The 17,146-nt window shown below is 66.2% G+C and carries 13 protein-coding genes; 3 read left to right on the top strand and 10 right to left on the bottom strand.

From position 1 onward, the window contains the following. The first annotated feature begins 51 nt into the window (after positions 1-51). A complete protein-coding gene (locus tag E4S58_RS16255) occupies positions 52-1,269 on the top strand; it encodes an MFS transporter (RefSeq protein ID WP_240789577.1) in 1,218 nt (405 codons plus the stop codon). A gap of 139 nt (positions 1,270-1,408) precedes the next feature. Here the strand turns inward: E4S58_RS16255 and preA are convergent, their stop codons facing one another. The 5 genes from preA to E4S58_RS16230 form a co-directional block, all read right to left on the bottom strand. Next, positions 1,409-2,713, bottom strand: coding sequence for an NAD-dependent dihydropyrimidine dehydrogenase subunit PreA (gene preA / locus E4S58_RS16250; protein WP_136637496.1), 1,305 nt, complete (start codon positions 2,711-2,713; stop codon positions 1,409-1,411). Positions 2,714-2,729: 16 nt separating this feature from the next. Then, positions 2,730-3,566: a class I SAM-dependent methyltransferase gene (locus E4S58_RS16245; protein WP_169052696.1), complete on the bottom strand. Its 837-nt coding sequence runs from the start codon at positions 3,564-3,566 to the stop codon at positions 2,730-2,732. An 87-nt stretch (positions 3,567-3,653) separates the two neighbouring features. Next, complete coding sequence (locus E4S58_RS16240; protein ID WP_136637494.1) at positions 3,654-4,988, bottom strand: NAD(P)-dependent oxidoreductase; 1,335 nt, start codon at positions 4,986-4,988, stop codon at positions 3,654-3,656. Between the two features lie 185 nt (positions 4,989-5,173). Continuing rightward, the gene (locus tag E4S58_RS16235) at positions 5,174-5,494 is read right to left on the bottom strand and encodes an H-NS histone family protein (protein ID WP_136637493.1); all 321 of its coding nucleotides are present in this window, start codon (positions 5,492-5,494) and stop codon (positions 5,174-5,176) included. Positions 5,495-5,708: 214 nt separating this feature from the next. Further along, a complete protein-coding gene (locus E4S58_RS16230) occupies positions 5,709-7,865 on the bottom strand; it encodes an anthranilate synthase component I (RefSeq protein WP_136637492.1) in 2,157 nt (718 codons plus the stop codon). 308 nt (positions 7,866-8,173) lie between these two features. Here E4S58_RS16230 and E4S58_RS16225 point away from each other — a divergent pair, with 308 nt between their 5' ends. Continuing rightward, complete coding sequence (locus E4S58_RS16225; RefSeq protein WP_136637491.1) at positions 8,174-9,187, top strand: ketopantoate reductase family protein; 1,014 nt, start codon at positions 8,174-8,176, stop codon at positions 9,185-9,187. A gap of 175 nt (positions 9,188-9,362) precedes the next feature. Here E4S58_RS16225 and ileS read toward each other — a convergent pair whose 3' ends face one another. The 5 genes from ileS to E4S58_RS16200 form a co-directional block, all read right to left on the bottom strand. Continuing rightward, the gene (gene ileS, locus E4S58_RS16220; protein WP_136637490.1) at positions 9,363-12,278 is read right to left on the bottom strand and encodes an isoleucine--tRNA ligase; all 2,916 of its coding nucleotides are present in this window, start codon (positions 12,276-12,278) and stop codon (positions 9,363-9,365) included. Between the two features lie 346 nt (positions 12,279-12,624). Beyond that, positions 12,625-12,948: a DnaJ family domain-containing protein gene (locus tag E4S58_RS16215; RefSeq protein ID WP_136637489.1), complete on the bottom strand. Its 324-nt coding sequence runs from the start codon at positions 12,946-12,948 to the stop codon at positions 12,625-12,627. Next, on the bottom strand, positions 12,945-13,964 hold the full coding sequence (locus E4S58_RS16210) for a YcjF family protein (protein WP_136637488.1): 1,020 nt from the start codon (positions 13,962-13,964) through the stop codon (positions 12,945-12,947). Before E4S58_RS16210 ends, E4S58_RS16215 begins: the two co-directional genes overlap by 4 nt. Next, a complete protein-coding gene (locus E4S58_RS16205) occupies positions 13,954-14,403 on the bottom strand; it encodes a GNAT family N-acetyltransferase (protein WP_136637487.1) in 450 nt (149 codons plus the stop codon). The genes E4S58_RS16210 and E4S58_RS16205 overlap by 11 nt, the downstream gene beginning before the upstream one ends. Further along, on the bottom strand, positions 14,400-15,827 hold the full coding sequence (locus tag E4S58_RS16200; protein WP_136637613.1) for a YcjX family GTP-binding protein: 1,428 nt from the start codon (positions 15,825-15,827) through the stop codon (positions 14,400-14,402). The genes E4S58_RS16205 and E4S58_RS16200 overlap by 4 nt, the downstream gene beginning before the upstream one ends. Positions 15,828-16,024: 197 nt before the next feature. Here E4S58_RS16200 and truA point away from each other — a divergent pair, with 197 nt between their 5' ends. Next, complete coding sequence (truA, locus tag E4S58_RS16195; protein ID WP_136637486.1) at positions 16,025-16,792, top strand: tRNA pseudouridine(38-40) synthase TruA; 768 nt, start codon at positions 16,025-16,027, stop codon at positions 16,790-16,792. The last annotated feature ends 354 nt before the right edge of the window (positions 16,793-17,146 follow it).

The following is a 17,146-nucleotide window of genomic DNA, read 5'->3' as shown; positions in this document are numbered from 1 at the left end:
AGGGAGGCGACCGGACGGAGCCACCCGTCCCCCCAAATTCCGGATCGACAGATGTCAGACCAGACAGCGGAGATGACCTCTCGCCAGACCACCGCGACCCGCCCGGACGTCAGCGCCGGCATGGTGATCTTTGCCCTCGCCATGGGCGGTTTTGCCATCGGGGTGGCCGAATTCGCCTCCATGGCGTTGCTGCCCGATTTCGCGGCCGAACTGGGCGTGACGGAGGCCCGTGCCGCCGATGCCATCAGCGCCTATGCGCTTGGCGTGGTGGTCGGCGCGCCGATCCTGTCGGTGGCGGCCGCCCGGATGCGCAAACGCCGCCTGCTGGTCTGGCTGATGATGGCCTTCGCCGCCTTCAACGCCCTGGCCGCCATGGCCCCGACCTTCGGCCTCTTCACCGCCGCGCGCTTTGCCTCGGGCCTGCCGCACGGCGCCTACCTGGGCGTCGCGGCCCTGGTCGCGGCCTCGGTCGTGCCGCGCCACAAGCGGGCCACCGCCGTCTCGCGCGTGTTCCTCGGGCTGACGATCGCCACCACCATCGGCGTGCCCGTGGCCAGCATCATGAGCACCTACCTCGGCTGGCGCTCAAGCCTCTACATGGTCAGCGCCCTCGCCCTGGCCTGTGCGCTCGCGGTCTACCTCAAGGCGCCGCGCACGCCGGCGGACGCCAAGGCCAACCCGCTGACCGAACTGGGCGCGCTTGGCAACCGACAGGTCTGGCTGACGCTGCTGACCGGCGCGATCGGGTTCGGCGGCTTCTTCGCGGTCTATACCTACATCGCCTCGAACGTGCAGACGACGCTTGGCGGGGACGAGACCGCCGTGGCCCTGATGCTGATGATCGCGGGCGTGGGCATGACCGTCTTCAACCTCGTGATGGGTGCGCTGGCGGACCGCAACATGAACCGCACCGCGATCCTGTCCTTCGGCGGCGGGGCGCTTGTGCTGGGTCTCTATCCGATGCTCGCCGGGGTCAGCCTCTGGACCATGGCCCTGCCCGTCGCGCTGATGGGCGTGCTGGGCGGTGTGTCGACGGTGATGCAGACCCGGCTGATGAACGTCGCGGGCGAGGCACAGCAGCTGGCCGCCTCGCTCCACCACGCCGCCTTCAACTTCGCCAATGCCCTCGGCCCCTTCCTGGCCGCGCGGGTCGTGGCGGGCGGGCATGGCTTTCCGGCCTCGGGCTATGTCGGTGCGGCGCTGGCGGTGGCGGGGTTGCTTTTGTACCTGCTGACCGTGGCCGACGCGAAACGGCGCGGGCTGGAATGAAAAAGGGGGCTGTCTGCCCCCTCGCGGCCCCTGGCCGCTCACCCCCGAGGATACCTGACCAGGGGAAGGCGGGCCGCCTGCTTCCTCTGGTTGTCATATTCCGGGGGAGTCCGCAGGACGGGGGCAGAGCCCCCTTTGCTTACTCTGCCGCCTTCACCGCCATCGGGTTGTTGGGATGCTGCGTCCAGTTGGCGTAATCCCCGACCTCGACACCGGTGCGCGGATCGACCGCGCCCTTGTCCATCTCGACCATGGTGATGCAGTCCTCGACCGGGCAGACGTTGACGCAGAGATTGCAGGCCACGCATTCCTCGTCGATGACCTCGAAGACGCGGCCCTCTTTCATCGCGATCGCCTGGTGGCTGGTGTCCTCGCAGGCGGCATAGCAGCGGCCGCAGCTGATGCAGGCGTCCTGGTCGATCTTCGCCTTGGTGACGTAGTTGAGGTTCAGGTACTGCCAGTCGGTGACATTGGGCACCGCCTTGCCGATGAACTGGTCGGTGGAGGTATAGCCCTTTTCGTCCATCCACTGCGACAGGCCCGAGATCATTTCCTGCACCACCTTGAAGCCATAGGTCATGGCCGCCGTGCACACCTGCACGTTGCCGCAGCCCATGACCATGAATTCCGCCGCATCGCGCCAGGTGGTGATGCCGCCGATGCCGCTGATCGGCAGGCCGTGCGTCGCCGGGTTGCGGGCGATTTCCGACACCATCGACAGTGCAATGGGTTTCACCGCCGGGCCGCAGTAGCCGCCGTGCGAGCCCTTGCCGTCGATCGTCGGTTCCGGCGCCATCAGGTCCAGATCCACGTGGGTGATCGAGTTGATCGTGTTGATCAGCGACACTGCGTCGGCACCACCGGCCCGCGCGGCCTCGGCCGGTTTGCGGATGTCGGTGATGTTGGGCGTCAGCTTCACGATCACCGGGCGGTCGTAGTACATCTTGCACCATTCGGTGACCATCTGGATGTATTCCGGCACCTGCCCCACGGCCGCGCCCATGCCGCGTTCGCTCATCCCGTGCGGGCAGCCGAAGTTCAGCTCGATCCCGTCGCAGCCGGTTTCCGCCACGCGCGGCAGGATCGCCTTCCACGAGGCCTCGTCACAGGGGACCATAATCGAGGCGATCAGCGCGCGGTCGGGGTAATCCTTCTTCACCCGCGTCATTTCCTCGAGGTTCACCTCGAGCGGGCGGTCGGTGATGAGCTCAATATTATTGAGCCCCAGAAGCCGCCGGTCCGCCCCCCAGATCGCGCCATAGCGCGGTCCGTTGACGTTGACGACCGGCGGGCCTTCGGCGCCAAGCGTCTTCCACACGACCCCGCCCCAGCCTGCGTCAAAGGCGCGGCGGACGTTGTATTCCTTGTCCGTCGGCGGGGCCGAGGCCAGCCAGAACGGGTTGGGGCTTTTGATGCCCAGGAAGTCAGTCGTGAGATCGGCCATGGCGCGGCTCCCCTAGCTAGTCCGGTTTTCTGAGAATGAGTTCGGTCGGTGCCGCCTGCCCTGCGGCGATGGCGGCGTTGAAGTTGCCCATGCGTTCGGGCGCACTCGGGCCCATCATCACATGCGGCCCAAGCGGCGGCGGGCCGTTTTCGGCCAGCTGCGCCTTCATCTTGGCGGTAAAGTCCTGCGCGAACTGCGAACGATCGCGCGCGGCGACGGTGGTGAACCCGGCCTTGGCCCCCAGATTCTGGTAGGCTTCAAGCGGTTCAAGGAACGAGGTTTCGGGCAGGCTGGACCAGGGCAACGGATAGGATGGCTGACCGTCACCCGCACCGCGCATCACGTCGAAGATCGCGAAATGCCCGCCGGGTTTGAGCACGCGGAAGGCCTCTGTCATCAGGGTGGCCTTGTCCGCGATGTTCATGCCGACGTGCAGCAGCGTGGCCAGGTCCTGCGATGCGTCGTCCAGCGGCAGGTCGGTGCCGCTGCCGATGCGAAAGTCGGTCAGCTTCGACAGGCCGCAGCGTTCCGACAGCTCCTCGGCCAGTTCGACGAATTCAGGCGTGAGGTCCACCCCGGTGACATGGGCGCCATGGTGATGCGCCAGCTTGCGCGCCGGACCACCGACGCCGCAGCCGATGTCGACCACCTGCATCCCCCGGGTCAGCGGCACCTGCGCCAGCAGATCATCGGTCGCCACCCCGCCGCCGGTGTGGAATTCATCGCCGTTCTCGATATCGGCGAAATGAAGGTTGTCGGGATCGGCCCCCTTCTTGCGGATGCCGGCCATGAAAGCGTCGCGCAGCGTGCCGGTGGTATAGTGGTGATGAAGCGCGGAATGAATGTCGGTCATTGTGATCTCCCCCTCAAAAGATTTGGGGAAGATATCACAAATGGGCCTATTCGCCTTGCCCGGAATGACCGCCGCGCCAATCATCGCCTAGGCCATCAGCGCCGCGTGGATGTCCTCGGCCGCATCACGGCCCTCGGCCACGGCCGTCACGGTCAGGTCATCCCCGCCCAAGGCACAGTCGCCCCCGGCCCAGACACCCGCCACCGAAGTCCGCCCGGCCCCCGTCACCGCGATCTTGCCGCCCGCGATCTCAAGCGCCTCGGGCGCGCCCTCAAGCGTCTGGCCGATGGCGCGGAAGCATTGATCGGCGGGGATGCGGACTGTCTCTCCGGTCCCTGCCAACCGGCCGTCGCGATCTTCGGTATATTCGAATTCGACCGCCTCGAGCTTGCCGTTGCCATGCAGCGCGACGGGCTGGACGTTGGTCAGGATGTGCACGCCCTTTGCCGTCGCCAGCTCCTGCTCGAAGACCGAGGCCGCCATGCGGTCCTGGCCGCGCCGATAGGCGATCGTGACGGTCTGCGCGCCCAGCAGCTTGGACTGCACGGCCGCATCCACTGCCGTCATGCCGCCGCCGATGACGACCACGTCACGGCCCACGGGCAAGGTGGCCAGATCGTCGGCCTGGCGCAGATCGGCGATGAAGGACACCGCATCAAGGCTGCCCGCCATGTCGTCACCCGTAAGCCCAAGCGCGTTCACGCCCGCCAGACCCATGCCAAGGAAGACCGCGTCGTGATCGGCCTTCAGGCCTTCAAGCGTCACGTCACGCCCCAGCACGGATCCCGTCTGGATCGTGATGCCGCCGATTTCCAGCAGCCAGTCGACCTCGGCCTGGGCGAAGCCGCCGGTGCTTTTGTAGCTGGCGATGCCGTATTCGTTCAGACCGCCGGGCTTTTCGCGGGCGTCGTGGATCACCACGTCATGCCCTTTCATTGCCAGCCGGTGTGCACAGGCCAGACCGGCAGGCCCCGCGCCGACAATCGCCACACGCTTGCCCGTGGGGGCCGCGCGGGTGAAGGGATGCACGTCGCGCGCCATCATGCGGTCGGTGGCATAGCGTTGCAGGCGCCCGATCTCGACCGGCTTGCCTTCGGCCACTTCGCGCACGCAGACCTCTTCGCAGAGCGTTTCGGTCGGGCACACGCGGGCGCACATGCCGCCAAGGATGTTCTGTTCGAAAATCGTCTTCGCCGCCGCTTCGGGCGTGCCGGTCGCGATCTGGCGGATGAACAGCGGAATATCGATCGAGGTCGGGCAGGCCTCCATGCAAGGGGCGTCGTGACAGAAATAGCAGCGGTCGGCGGCGACATGCGCCTCGTGCGGCTCATACGGCGGATGCAGATCGCTGAAATTGCGATCGAGGTGGGCCTCATCCAGTCGGCCGGCGGCAATTCCGTCAGTGCGTGGCGAAGGGGTCATTTCTGTCTCCGGCTGTCGCGTTGTCCCCTCAGCGTGGCACGGAATAAAATTTTATCAAATGGTAAATTTTTGAGAGGCCCTCATTTTCGTTCACCGAAGGGGGCCGAAAGATGAAAAACCGGGCAGTCGTCGCGACGGCCCGGTTTCTGGAAAATCGGTGTGATTTCAGTTGTGTCTGGGCAGGCTCAGCCTGCTTTGACGATCAGAAGATCGTCGGGGTTCGTGCCGCCACCGACAAGGTCCTTGTACCAGTCGGGCTGGCGTCCACGGCCGCTCCACGTCAGGGTGCTGTCGTCGGGGTGGCGGTATTTCGGCGGGTTCACCTTGCGGCCACGGCCCGTGGCGCCGGTCAGGTCATTCAGGGAAAACCCCAGCTCGGCGGCCTTGGCTTCCAGTTCCGCCAATGCAGCCTTTTTCTTCCGGTCTTCGTAATTGCGGATCGCGGAATCCGCATCCTTGCGAAGTTTCTTCAGTTCATCGAGAGACATCGAATCGAGATCGACCATGAGTGTCAGTTCCTTTATGCGTCGATACGGCCCGGAGGATGGGCCTGATAAAACCACCGATCATTCTTGGCAAAAACACCTAATAAGCGGTTAAACGCCATTCAATCTCGTATTTTGTGTCAGCACGCGATCTTGAATAAAAAAGTGACCGCCCCGTCGCAAAAACGGAGCGGTCATTAACCAAATGGCCAAAAAACCTACCTGAAAGAATAGGCTATTTATTGCCGATCCCAAGCTGGCTAACGACATTTTCGATCATGCGCAGCCCGGCATCCTGTCCCAGAGACATGATCGATTCCGGATGGAATTGAACCGCGGCCACCGGAAGATCGCGATGTTCGACGCCCATGACGATCCCGTCCGGGGTCGAGGCGGTAACGCGCAGCACCTGCGGAATTGTATCCGCGCGGGCGTGCAGGGAATGGTACCGACCAATCGTGATCGTTTCGGGCAGGCCGTCGAAAACAACGCCCGGGTCGGTCACGTTAATGCGCGACGGCTTGCCATGCATCGGGACCGACAGCTGACCAAGGGTCGCGCCGAAATATTCCGAAATCGCCTGCAGGCCCAGGCAAACGCCGAACAGCGGCAGCCTGCGATCCAGAACCTTGCCGATCGTCGCATTGCAATCGAAATCACGCGGATTGCCGGGCCCCGGCGACATGACCACCAGATCGGGGCGGAATTGATCGAAGACCTGATCCGAAACCGGCGTCCGGGTCGTCAGCACCTCGGCCCCGGTCTGCCGGAAATAGTTGGCCAGCGTGTGCACGAAGCTGTCCTCGTGATCGACCAGCAGGATCCGCCGCCCCTGCCCGCGCGCCACGCGCCAGCCATCGCCCGCACCGTCATTGGCCCGCACGTCACCGCGGATCGCCGCCCGCATGGCGCTGGCCTTCAGCTCCGTCTCGGCCTCTTCCTCGTCTGGATCACTGTCGTAAAGCAGCGTCGCACCCGCCCGGACCTCGGCCACGCCATCCTTGATGCGGATGGTGCGCAGCGTCAGGCCGGTGTTCATGTCACCGTCGAACCCCATGGCCCCGACCGCGCCACCATACCAGAACCGCGTTGATTTCTCGTGCTTTTCGATGAACCGCATCGCCCAGAGCTTGGGCGCCCCGGTCACCGTCACCGCCCAGGCGTGGCTCAGGAAGGCGTCAAAGGCATCCATCCCCTCGCGCAGCCGCCCCTCGATATGATCGACCGTGTGGATCAGGCGTGAATACATCTCGATCTGGCGCCGCCCGATGACCCGGACCGAGCCGGGATCGCAGACGCGGCTCTTGTCGTTGCGGTCGACGTCCGAACACATCGTCAGCTCGCTCTCGTCCTTCTTGGATTGCAGCAGCTTGAGGATCTGTTCGCTGTCCTCGATCGCATCGGCACCACGCTTGATGGTCCCGGAAATCGGGCAGGTCTCGACCCGCCTGCCGGTCACGCGCACGAACATCTCGGGGCTGGCGCCCACCAGGTATTCACGATCGCCAAGGTTCATGATGAACCCGAAGGGCGCGGGGTTGATCTTCTTCAACCGCTTGAAAATGGCCGACGGACTGTCCTTGCAGGGCTCGTAGAACACCTGCCCCGGCACGACCTCGAACAGGTCGCCGCGCATGAAGCTTTTCTTCGCCTCGCGCACCAGTTCGGCGTATTCCCCCGGCGCGTGATCGCCGCGCGGCACATCCTGGCGCCCCCGTTCGAATGGCACGGCCTCACCGCCCCCGGACAGGCCGACGGTGGTCAGATCGCCATCGGTGAAATCGTACTGGTACCGGATCGCCGTCGTTGAATAGTGGTCGGCCACCAGCAGGTCATCGGCCAGAAACAGCACCAGGTCGCGCTGATCCGCCGGCCGGTCCAGGTGAAACTCGATCGGTTCGAACTGGAATGCCAGATCATACCCGAAGGCACCGTAAAGCCCCAGGTGGTGATCCTCGTCCGATTTGAAATGCGCGACCAGCGCGCGCAGAACCGAGAAAACCGAAGGCGCGCGCGACCGTTCCTCCTCGTCATAGACGCGATCCGGCGTCACGACACGCAGCTCAATTTCCGCGGCACCTGTATTCATCTCGGCCACTTCAGGAATGGCCTTCAGCGCGCCCTGCATCATGTGCAGCAATACGCGGCCGCGGTCATTCAACGCGGCAATCCGCATCTGCCGCCCGCGCGCTTCGATCATCACGGGCGGTTCAGAAAATCCGAATTCCCAACGCGTATAGCGACCGGGATATTCGTAATTCGAGGAAAACAGCGCCCCGCGATGCGCATCAAGCTGTTCGGCCAGCCGGTCGGTGTCGCCATGGTATTCGGCAGGAATTTCGCGTCGCGACACGGTCAGCCCGCCGTCGGTCCGGTACGTCAGATCAGTCATCTGGATCTCGTCTTTGAAGGGCGGCGCACCATCGGGGGGCCGCAGGCAACAGGATTGGGGTCAGTCGGCGGTCACGCCGCGCCATCGCCCTTCGATCTGATTGTCCTGCCACAGGATGCCGGTCATGGCATGGTCCCCTTCGTCAACGCCATTCGCTTACCAACCGCACCGACCAATGTAAATGCCCCACGCCGTCCCGCCCGGCCCCCGCCCTTCCCCTGGTCCCATATCCCGGGAGGTGCGGAGGGCTGGCCCTCCGCGCGGCGCTCCCGTAACGTCCGCGCAACACAAATCAGACGGATCCCCCCATGACACTGCCTCCCCTGCCCGACCGCCCGCTCGACATCTGCATCTACGGCGCGGGGGCGATCGGCGGCGTGATCGGCGCGCTTCTGTCAAGGGCTCAGGGATCCGGCGACATTGGCCGCGTGACCCTGATCGCACGCGGAGACCATTGCGCCGCGCTGCAGACCGGCCTGCGCCTGCGCAGCCCCGACGGCACGATCGACACCATTGCGGCAACGGTCACCGACGATCCGGCCAGCCTGCCGCCGCAGGACGTGGTGATCACCGCGCTCAAGGGCCACCAGATCCCGCCGCTGGCCGATACGCTTGCCGCGCTTCTCGCCCCGCACGGGCGCATCCTGCCGGTCGTGAACGGCGTGCCGTGGTGGTATCCGCTGCCCGACGGCCAGGGCGGCACCAAGGGCGCGGACGAGGTCGACCCCGGCGGTGCCCTCTGGACCAAGATCGGGCCGGACCGGGCCATCGGCGCCATCGCCTATCTCGGCGCCTCCGTCCCCGAGCCGGGGCTGATCTCCTACGACATCGAAGGCTACCTCGACCTCGGTCGCCTGCCCGGCCAGGACCGCACCGACGTGGCCCGCATCGCCGCGCTTCTGGAAAGCGCGGGCTGGCTGATCCGACAGACCGAACCCTTCCAGAACGCGCTCTGGACCAAGATGATGTCGAACTGTTCGCTCAACGCGGTCTCGGCCATCACGCGCAGCCCCAACGGCACCAACCTGCAGGCCAAGCCGCTTTATGATTTCACCGGCGCCATCATGGAGGAGGTCCGCGCCATCGCTGCCGCCGAAGGGGCCGAGATCGCGATGACCACCGAAAAGCGCCTGTCGCTGGCCATGCGCAACGGCGGGTTCAAGACCTCGACCCTGCAGGACCTGGAAAAGGGCCGCCCGATGGAGATCGAACCGATCTTCGCCGCCGCCGCCTCGGTCAGCCATGCGCGCGGCGTACCCTGCCCGATGCTGGACCTCGCCGTCGAAATCCTGCGCCACGTCGAACGGTCGCGGGATCTGTGATCCCACGTCCTGCCCCGACTCCAATTTCTTTTTGCCCAAAATATCCCGGAGTCCGGGGCAGCGCCCCGGCGCGCGACGCCGCCGCACTGTCCATATCATGCGCCCCAAGAAAAAGGCCGCCGGATCCCCCCGGCGGCCTAAAATCTCTTACCCCTTTCAGGCGCTAAGCCACACCTCAGTCCAGCGCCGCGTCGCAGCGCCCGCAGACGCCCTCATGCGCATGGGTTCCGACGTCCGGCAGGATCTTCCAGCAGCGCTGGCACTTCTCGCCTTCGGCCTTTTCGAACACCACGGCAATGCCCGGCACTTCGGGCAGGCGGTAGGCTTCGGCCGGGGCCGGATCGCCTGTCAGCGCGATGTCCGAGGTGATGCAGACATCCTCGAAGGCCACCGATTGCAGCGCCGCCAGGACCTCCGGATCCTCGACATGCACCACCGGCGCGGCCTCGAGCGAGGCGCCGATCACCTTGTCGACCCGCTGCACCTCAAGCGCCGCGGTCACGACGCGCCGCGCCGCGCGGACCTTGGCCCATTTCGCCGCCAGCGCCGCGTCACGCCAACCGGCGGGCGTGTCGGGGAAATCGACCATGTGAACCGAGGATTGATCGCCCGGGAAGCGTTCCAGCCAGACCTCCTCCATCGTGAAGGTCAGGATCGGCGCCAGCCAGGTCACCAGCCGGTGATAAAGCAGATCCAGAACCGTCCGCGCCGCGCGGGCCCGGTCGGTGTCGCCGTCACAATAAAGCGCATCCTTGCGAACGTCGAAGTAGAAGGCCGAGAGCTCCACCGTGGCAAAGTTGAAGACCGCCTGGAACAGCCCCTGGAAATCGAACTCGGCATAGCCCTTGCGCACGACCTCATCCAGTTCGGACAGGCGGTGCAGCACCCAACGTTCCAGTTCGGGCATATCCGCCGGGGCCACCCGGTCTTCCTCGCGGAAATCACCAAGCGAGCCGAGCATGAACCGCATCGTGTTGCGCAACCGGCGATAGCTGTCCGCCACGCCCTTCAGGATCTCCGGCCCGATCCGCTGATCCGCCGAATAGTCCACCTGCGCCACCCAGAGCCGCAGGATATCCGCGCCGTACTGCTTCACCACCTCTTCGGGCACGATGGTATTGCCAAGCGATTTGGACATCTTGTTGCCCTTCTCGTCCAGCGTGAAGCCGTGGGTGACCACGTTGCGATAGGGCGCGCGGCCCTTGGTGCCGCAGGCCTGAAGCATGGACGAATGGAACCACCCGCGATGCTGGTCGGTCCCTTCCAGGTAGACATCCGCGATCCCGTCCGGCGCCCCGTCCGCGCGGTCGCGCAGCACGAAAGCATGGGTCGAGCCGCTGTCAAACCACACGTCGAGCACGTCGAAGACCTGTTCATAGGCCTCCGGGTCCGCCGCATCGCCGATGAAGCGGTCCTTGGCGCCCTCGACATACCAGGCATCCGCGCCCTCGGCCTCGAAGGCCTCCGCGATGCGGGCGTTCACGGCATCGTCGCGCAGCAGGTAATCCGGATCGGTCGGCAGCGCGCCCTTCTTGACGAAACACGTCAACGGCACACCCCAGGCCCGCTGGCGCGACAGCACCCAGTCGGGACGGGATTCGATCATCGAATACAGGCGGTTACGGCCCGATCGCGGCCACCAGGTGACCAGCTCGTCAATCGAGGTCAGTGCGCGTTCGCGGATCGTCTTGCCATGGGTGTCATCGCCGCCCACGGGCTTGTCGATGGCGGCAAACCACTGCGGCGTGTTGCGATAGATCACCGGCGCCTTCGACCGCCAGGAATGCGGGTAGGAATGCTTGATCTTGCCGCGCGCCAGCAGCCCGCCGACCTCGATCAGCTTGTCGATCACCGCCTTGTTGGCATCGCCCTCACCGCCCTTGCGGTTCAGGATGTACTTGCCACCGAAGAACGGCAGATCGGCGCGGAAAGACCCGTCGTCCATCACGTTGTAGGTGATGACCTGTTCCAGCATCCCGAGATCCCGGTAAAGCTCGTATTCCTCCATCCCGTGGGACGGCGCGCAATGCACGAACCCGGTGCCCTCGGTGTCGGTCACGAAGTCGGCGGCGCGGAAATCGCGGATGTCGTCCCATTCGCCGTTCCCGCCTTCGGCCCCGGCCAACGGGTGCTGCAGCTTGATCTTCGCCAGGTCGTCTTGCGTCACGTCGCACAGGCGGCGGTACATGCTGTCGTCCAGCCGCGCGCGACCAAAGACATCCGCCGCCCGGTCATCGGCAAGGATGTAGCGATCGCCGATGTTGGCCCAGCATTCCTCGGGCCGCCCGGTGACCTCGTAGAGGCCATAGGAAATGCCCTCGCCGTAGACCACGGCCTTGTTCGACGGCATGGTCCAGGGGGTCGTCGTCCAGATCACCACATGGGCTGAATCCAGCGTCGCATCGCCGCTGTCCACGACCTTGAACTTCACCCAGACGGTAAAGCTCTCCTTGTCGTGGTATTCGACCTCGGCCTCGGCCAGCGCGGTCTTCTCGACCGGCGACCACATCACGGGCTTGGACCCCTGGTAGAGCGCGCCGTTCATGAGGAACTTCATGAACTCTTCCGCGATCACCCGCTCGGCGTGGAAATCCATCGTCAGGTAGGGATCGGCCCAGTTGCCGGTGATGCCCAGCCGCTTGAATTCCGAGCGCTGCACGTCGATCCAGCTGTCGGCAAAGGCGCGGCATTCCTGGCGGAAGTCGATGACCGGCACCTCGTCCTTGTTCTTGCCCTTCTTGCGGTACTGTTCCTCGATCTTCCATTCGATCGGCAGACCGTGACAATCCCAGCCCGGCACATAGCGCGCGTCAAAGCCCATCATCTGGTGCGAGCGCACGATCATGTCCTTGAGGATCTTGTTCAGCCCGTGACCGATGTGCAGGTTGCCGTTCGCATAGGGTGGGCCGTCGTGCAGGATAAAGGGCGTGCGGCCCTCTTTCTCGCGCAGGCGGTCATAGACCCCGATCTCTTCCCAACGGGCCAGCCACTCGGGCTCGCGCTTGGGCAGGCCCGCGCGCATCGGGAAATCGGTTTTCGGCAGGTTCAGGGTGTCTTTGTAGTCGGGGGTATTGGGCGTCTCGGCGCACATGTCGTGTGATCCGTTTCAGGTCGTGATGAGGGGGTCAGATCGGCGCGGGGAACCCATGCGCCTTGTCCCGGCGTCTCTGGTCAGAGAGCCGGGCATGTAATTCGAATGATGATCGCGAAACAGCCCATCATGCCCGCCTTATAGGCCCGCCCCCCGCAAGGGTAAAGCGGCGAAACGCCCCGCCCCGACACAGCCCGCGCCCGGCTTCTTCTGGTCCGAAATACCTCGGGGGAGTCGCGGCACGCGACGGGGGCAGCGCCCCCGCGCCGCCGACGTCGCGCAAAAGACCCATGGCGTCGCCGCGCGGTCTGTATTGCCGCACCGCCATACGGACCAGACACCCCGCCTACGACATGAACTTCTTCCGCGCCTCCCGCGCGATCGCATGCTTCAACGACAGCTCTGCCAGCCGGCGCATCGCCTCGGGCTTCTCGTCCTCCGACGCCGCGGTGTAGTCCGCCTTGGCGACCTCAAGCTCTTTCGCCAGCTTGAACTCCTCGGGCAGCGCCCCCGCCTCGGCCATGATCCGCATCGCCACGGCCACCGCCGGGTCCGAGGCATCGGCAACCCGGTCCGGCAAGGGCTCCCCCTCGCCTTCCAGCCCCGAGAGCTGCCCCTCGGCCTCGGCCTTGCGCATCAGTCGCTCGATATGTCGGCTCAGCCAGCTCATGGCGCGGCCTTGTCATCGCCGAACAGCCCGGTCAAGGCGCGGCGCAGCACCGCCGTCACCCGGGGCCTGCGCCCCTCGGCAAAGGGCATGGGCCGACAGACCTCCATCGCCGCGACCCCGACCCGCGCGGTCAGTGCGCCGTTCACCACGCCCTCGCCAAACCGCCGCGACAGCCGCGCCAGCACGTTGCCGCCCAGCACCGATCCGATCATGTCGTCGCCCACCGCCACCGCGCCCGTGGCGACCAGATGCGTCATCACCGCCCGTGTCAGGCGCAAGGATCCCAGCGTGCCCGACCGCCCGCCATAGACCTCGGCGATGCGCCGGATCATGCGGATGTTGCTGGTCATCGCGGCGATCACATCGGCAAAGGCCAGTGGCACCAGCGCGGTGACCGTGGCCACCTGCCGCGCCGCCGCCTCGACCTCGCGCAGGGCCAGTCGGTCGAGCGGCGCCAAAAGCTCCGCCTCGGCCAACGCCAGCACCCCCGGCGCATCGAACTGGTCGTCCTTGCGTTCGACAAACCGGGCGTGGTGCCACTCCAGCTCCGCCCGTCCGCGATACATGGCATCCAGCTGCCCGGCGAAATCCCGCGCCTTTGTCAGGTCCTCCTCGACCACCGCTTCTTCGGCCAGCCGGTGCAGCCGGTCCATCCGGGCCAGCCGCGAAAAGGCCGCGACTTCCTTGACCACGATCGCCAGGGCCACCAGCACGAAGGCTCCGATCAGCGCGCCGACCGACCAGCCCAGCACCGGGTTCGCCGCGATCAGGGCCGTCACGTAGCTCCAGGCCGCGGTCGAGACCACGACCCCGATCACCGCCGTCAGTAGGCCCCAGAACCAGCGCGCCAGCCGCGAGGGACGCCGCGCTGCCAGCGTCGCCGCCAGCTGCATCGCCCGGCCCTGCGGTTCCTCGACTGCGCCGCGCACGTCCGGCACGGGCGGCGCCTCGGACGGGCTGGGTCCGGCCTCGTCCAGTTCGATCAGGACCGGCCCGCGCCGTGTCTCATCCGCCATGATGCGCTCCTTCCCAGACCATGAAGACATCCGGCAGGCCTTCGTCGTTCTGGCTGCCGTCCGTCCGGTCGACCTCGGCAAATCCGTGCCGCTGATAGAACCGCCGCGCACCTGTGTTCGCGACGAAAGTGTAAAGCTCAAGCCGCCCGCACACCGCCTGCGCCGCGCGCAACAGCGCCGCGCCGATGCCATGCCCCCGCGCCCCGCGCGCCACGTAAAGCGCGTGGATGTAATCCTCTTCCCGCGCCAGAAAGCCCCGCACCACCCCGTCGTCGGCCACCCAGACCAGCCCATGGTCGATCATCCGGCCGAAGAAATGAATGTTCTCGGCCTCGCTGTGCAGCACGGGCAGCCAGGTCTGGTCGCGCACCGATTGCGTCAGGATCGCCCCGATCTTGCCCGCGTCCAGCGGCTGGGCCTGGCGGATCGCAAGGCTCACAACCGGTCCCCCAGCAGAAACTGCGCCGCCCGGTCCAGCCGGATATGCGGTGGCCCCTCGCCCGGTTTCAGGCGCAGCACACCGGGCGCGAAACTCATCAGCGCATAGTCCCCGTCCAGCCAGGCCTCCTGCCCCTGCCGCGCCGGGTTCAGCAGGCGCGCCGGATCCTCGGGCAGCTCACCGGGATACATCGCCGCCTTGCGCCCGCGTGTGCCATCCGGCTCCAGCAGCGTGCCCCGCACGCAATCCAGCGCCCGCCCCTCGTGGGACAGCGTCTCCTCCACCGTCGCACGAAGCGAGGCGATCGCCATCGCCTGCGTCTCCGCCCCGGCAAAGCGCGCCCGGTCCACCGCATCGCGCACCAGCGCCTGCATGATCGCGCTCAGCGCGCCGTGCTGCGAATGATGCAGGTGATCGGCCTTGGTCGCGGCGAACAGGATCTTTTCGACCCGCTGCCCCAGCAGCAGCCGCGACAGAAACGAATTCCGCCCCGGGCTGAACGCCTCGAGGATATCCGACAGGGTCTGGCGCAGGTCCTCGACCGCGCGCGGCCCCTTGTGGATCGCGCCCAGGGCATCAACCAGCACGACCTGCCGGTCGATGCGGGAAAAATGGTCGCGAAAGAAGGGCTTGGCCACCTTGGACTTGTAGGCCTCGAACCGCCGCTCCATCTCACGATACAGGCTCTTGCGCCCCGGCTTGTCTTCGACCGGCAGCGGCGCAAAGGTCAGCGCAGGGCTGCCCGCCATCTCTCCGGGCAGCAGGAAGCGTCCCGGCGTCAGGTCCGAATAGCCCGCCTTGCGCGCGGCCTCCAGATAGCCGGTATAGGCACGCGCCAGCGCCTGGGCGTCCGGCTCCTCCCAGCTCTCCTTGCCATGGGCGGCCTGCGCGGCAGACAGGAACTCCGCCGCCTGCGCCCGATGTTCGATCCGCGCCAGCATGTCCAGCGACCATTCGGCATAGGACCGGTCCATCAAGCCCAGATCCAGCAGCCACTCGCCCGGATAGTCCACGATGTCCAGATGCACGACGCGCGGCCCCTGCATCCCCGACAAGAGCCCCGAAGGCCGGACCTTCAGCGACAGCCGCAGCTCGCTCACCGCCCGCGTGCTGTCGGGCCAATGCGGCGCGGCCGAGGTCAGCGCGGCCAGGTGGCTCTCATACTCGAACCGCGGCACGGTGTCGTCGGGCTGCGGCTGCAGGTAGGCGGTCACGATCCGCCCATCAGCCTGCGCCACCAGCCCGGTCATCCGCGCCCGGTCCAGCAGGTTGGCCACCAGCGAAGTGATGAACACGGTCTTGCCCGCCCGGGCCAGCCCCGTCACCCCCAGCCGGATCACCGGTTCGGAAAAGACGCCCGTCACGGTCTGCCCCACGGCCTCGACCTGCCGCACGACGCTGTCCGCAAAATCTCCGATGATCACTGCCAGGGTTCCCACTTGCCTTTGCCGACAATGTAGGCGCCCCCCCGCCCCGATGCCAGTGCAGAAGCCGATACCGGTCCCCATGGCCTCTCCCCCTTCATCTTGCCCAAAATACTCCGGGGGAGTCCGCAGGACGGGGGCAGCGCCCCCTTCCGCCCCCACTGGACCACGCCCTCCGCTCAGGCTAAACGCCGCCCATGCCCCGCTTTGCCCTCCAGGTCGAATACCACGGCGCCCCCTTCGCGGGGTGGCAGCGCCAGGCCGATCAACCTTCGGTGCAGGGCGCGATCGAGGCCGCGCTGGCGAAACTCGAACCCGGCCCCCACACGATCGCCGCCGCCGGGCGCACCGATGCGGGCGTCCACGCCACCGCGCAGGTCGCCCATACCGATCTGACCAAGGACTGGGATCCCTTCCGCCTGTCCGAGGCGCTGAATCACCACCTCAAGCCCGCGCCCGTCTCAATCCGTGCCTGTGCGCAGGTGGACGACGACTGGCACGCCCGCTTCTCGGCCCATGAACGCCGCTACATGTTCCGCCTGCTGATGCGCCGCGCGCCTGCCACCCATGATGCGGGCCTTGTCTGGCAGGTGCCGCAGCTGCTGGATGCGGACCTGATGCGCCAGGGCGCGGCGCATCTTGTCGGGCATCACGACTTCACCACCTTCCGGTCCGTCATCTGCCAGGCCAAAAGCCCGGTCAAAACACTCGACGAGATCCGGATCGAAGAGCACGAGGGCCTCTCGGGTCCCGAGCTCCGCTTCTACCTTCGCGCCCGGTCCTTCCTGCACAACCAGGTCCGGTCTATTGTCGGCACGCTGGAACGCGTCGGCGCTGGTTCCTGGCCGACCGAGCGGGTGCGCGAGGCGCTCGAGGCCAGATCCCGCGCCGCCTGCGGACCTGTATGTCCGCCACAGGGGCTGTACCTTGTTGGCGTGGGCTATCCCGACTATCCCTTCGCGTGACCTGAGGGACCAACAAGAGGGCAGCGGCCGACCGCGGGCTGCCGCTCCCGCCGCATTTGGTCTTCGCTTTATCTAACCGTGGAAGCCCCCCAATCAATCAAGGCACTTACGTCAACGAAGCGGCCGCCCATGGGGCGGTCGGCCGCTGCCCGGGCCGCTAGCGCGGCCGTATCGGGCTTGGGACAGAAATTGGGATTAGGGATGAGGCGAAAATAGGCTGGTGCCCCGCACCCACCAGGAACACCCGTCCACGCCGCGCCACGCAGGCGGGCAAGTGTTCCACGCGATGCGATCATGTCGGGAACGCCGTCCGAAACGCCGTCCAAACCCTTCCCACACCCCGCGAAAACCGCC

Origin of the sequence: Pseudooceanicola onchidii (assembly GCF_004959925.1) — a bacterium.
Classification (GTDB): Bacteria; Pseudomonadota; Alphaproteobacteria; order Rhodobacterales; family Rhodobacteraceae; genus Pseudooceanicola; species Pseudooceanicola onchidii.
This window is presented reverse-complemented; position numbering and strand designations above follow the sequence as displayed.